This window comes from Mesorhizobium sp. M7A.F.Ca.CA.002.04.1.1 (assembly GCF_004022805.1).
In the GTDB taxonomy this organism is placed as follows: domain Bacteria; phylum Pseudomonadota; class Alphaproteobacteria; order Rhizobiales; family Rhizobiaceae; genus Mesorhizobium; species Mesorhizobium ciceri.
Map to the genome: position 1 here is coordinate 1 of NZ_RZPL01000778.1, position 2,525 is coordinate 2,525.

The 2,525-nt window shown below is 64.8% G+C and carries 3 protein-coding genes; all 3 read right to left on the bottom strand.

Translation table 11 applies throughout. The annotated features are described in order from the left end of the window. The coding region (locus ENZ75_RS28315) for a sodium/proton-translocating pyrophosphatase (RefSeq protein WP_206617119.1) at nt 1-657 on the bottom strand (657 nt) is incomplete at its 3' end. A gap of 239 nt (nt 658-896) precedes the next feature. After that, nucleotides 897-1,646: an ABC transporter permease gene (locus ENZ75_RS28320; RefSeq protein WP_013532238.1), complete on the bottom strand. Its 750-nt coding sequence runs from the start codon at nt 1,644-1,646 to the stop codon at nt 897-899. Continuing rightward, nucleotides 1,643-2,525, bottom strand: an 883-nt coding sequence (locus ENZ75_RS28325) for an ABC transporter ATP-binding protein (RefSeq protein WP_164888061.1), incomplete at its 5' end; no start/stop codon positions are given. The genes ENZ75_RS28325 and ENZ75_RS28320, both read right to left, overlap by 4 nt.

Here is a 2,525-nt window from a genome sequence, read left to right on the forward strand (position 1 = left end):
GTCGCCGACATTGTCGGCGATCGTGGCCGGGTTGCGCGGATCGTCTTCGGGAATACCGGCTTCGACCTTGCCGACGAGATCGCCACCGACGTCGGCGCCTTTGGTGAAGATGCCGCCGCCGAGACGAGCGAAGATCGAGATCAGCGATGCGCCGAAGCCGAGCGAGACCAGCGAGTCGATGACGATGCGGTCATTGGGCTGGAGGCCCATGAAGTGGGTCAGGATGAGGTAGTAGATCGACACGCCGAGCAAGGCGAGGCCAGCAACCAGCATGCCGGTGATGGCGCCCGATTTGAACGCGATGTCGAGGCCGGCAGCGAGACTGTTCGATGCGGCCTGCGCCGTGCGAACGTTGGCGCGAACGGAGACATGCATGCCGATGAAGCCGGCGGCGCCTGAAAGCACCGCTCCGATCAGGAAGCCGATCGCGGCGGTGATGGACAGCAACCACCAGGCGAGCACGAGGACGACGACGCCAACGATGGCGATGGTGGTGTACTGACGCGCCAGATAGGCTTGTGCGCCCTCGCGGATAGCCGCGGAGATTTCCTGCATGCGTGCATTGCCCTGATCGGCCGCAAGGACCGAACGTGTCGCCCAGATGGCGTAAAGGATTGAAAGCAGGCCGCAGGCGATGACGGCGGAAATAATTGTCATTGCCGGATTTTCCTCGATTGATGGCCCAAAAGAACCCCTCCCTGGGCCGTTGAGACAAAGACCGGATTCCGAGCACGGAATCCGCCTCTTCGCAGCGGTGTATGCGAAACAGGGCTGCGAACGTCAAGATATTGTTCGGTTTTTGCCCGGCTTTCGCCCAAATGGTTGGGACCAGGCGGCGGCTGCCGTCAGCACCCTGCGATTAGATCGATTGAAATTAGCCCTGACGCAGGGCGTGGCTACTCTGCCTCCCGGCCCATCCGGCGCGCCGTGTAGCGCTCTATGGCCGACAGGCCGTCATAGATCAGCACGGCAAGGGCTGCCACGATCAGGCCGCCCTGCAGGATGAAGGCGAGATTGTTGGATAACAACCCGGCGATGATCACTTCGCCCAGCGTTTTGGCTGCCACGGTCGAACCGATGGTCGCCGTGGCAAGGCTGATCACCACCGACAGCCTGATGCCGCCGAGAATGATCGGGGCGCTGAGCGGCAGCTCGACCTTGGTGAGCCTTTGCCAACCGGTCATGCCGGCGCCGCGCGCCGCCTCGACGACGTTGGCAGGTAGCGTCGTCAGGCCGGTCAGCGCGTTCTCGAAGATCGGCAGCAGGCCATAGAGAAACAGCGCGATCAGTGTCGGCTTCTCGCCGAAGCCGACGGCCGGCACGGCGAGTGCCAGCACCGCCACGGGCGGAAAGGTCTGGCCGATGTTGACCAGGCTGCGCGACAGCGGCAGGAATTCGGCGCCGGCGGGCCTGGTGACCAGGATGGCAAGCGCCACCGCAACGATGGTTGCTGCCACGGTGGCGATCAGAACCGTGCGCAAATGCAGCAATGTCAGCGTCAGCAGGCTGCCCTGGTTGTAGATCACCGGCGCATTGTTTTCGGTCAGCGGCTTCAGCAGCGGCACGAACCAGCCGGGATTGGTGACGAAGGCAACGAGCAGCATCACCAGGGCAAGTCTGAGCAGCGATGGAAGCCAGGCCTTCATGCGGGCCTCGCCGCGCGCTTCACCAGCCCGTCGACGGTGACGCGGCCAAGCGGCTTGCCATCGGCGCCTTTGACCGGCAGCGCCGGCCGGCCCGTCCACAACAATTCGGCCAGCGCGTCACGCTGGCTGGCGTCGCCGGGGATCGCCTCGCCTTCGGCGGAGCCCTTCTCCACGGCATCGCGGACCCGACCGAGCGACAGCAGCCGGAACGGCCTTTCGCTGGCGCCGACCAGGGTCTCGACGAAGGCGCTTGCCGGCTTTGCCAGGATCTCGGCGGGCTTGGCGTATTGCACCAGCTTGCCGGCATCCATGACCGCGATCTTGTCGCCCATATGCACGGCCTCTTCCATGTCGTGGGTGACCAGGATGATGGTGGTGCCGAAGCGCTTCTGGATCGCCAGCAGATCTTCCTGCGCCTTGTTGCGGATGATCGGGTCGAGGGCGCCGAACGGTTCGTCCATCAACAGCACGTTGGGCTCGGCGGCGAGCGCGCGGGCAACGCCGACGCGCTGTTGCTGGCCGCCGGACAGTTCGTGCGGATAGCGCGGCCCGAAGGCTTCGGGGTCAAGCTGATAGAGCGTCATCAGTTCGTCGACCCGGGCCTTGATGCGGTCCTTGTCCCAACCGAGCAGCACCGGCACGGTGGCAATGTTCTGCGCCACCGTGCGATGCGGGAACAGGCCGTGGCCCTGGATGGCGTAGCCGATGCTGCGGCGCAGCTCATAGCCGGGCAGCGAACGATTGTCGGCGCCGTCGAGCTTGATGATGCCCGAGGTCGGCTCGACCAGCCGGTTGATCATGCGCAGCAGCGTCGTCTTGCCGGACCCGGACGTGCCGACAATGACGGCGATGGTGCGCGGCTCGATGACGTGTCGATGG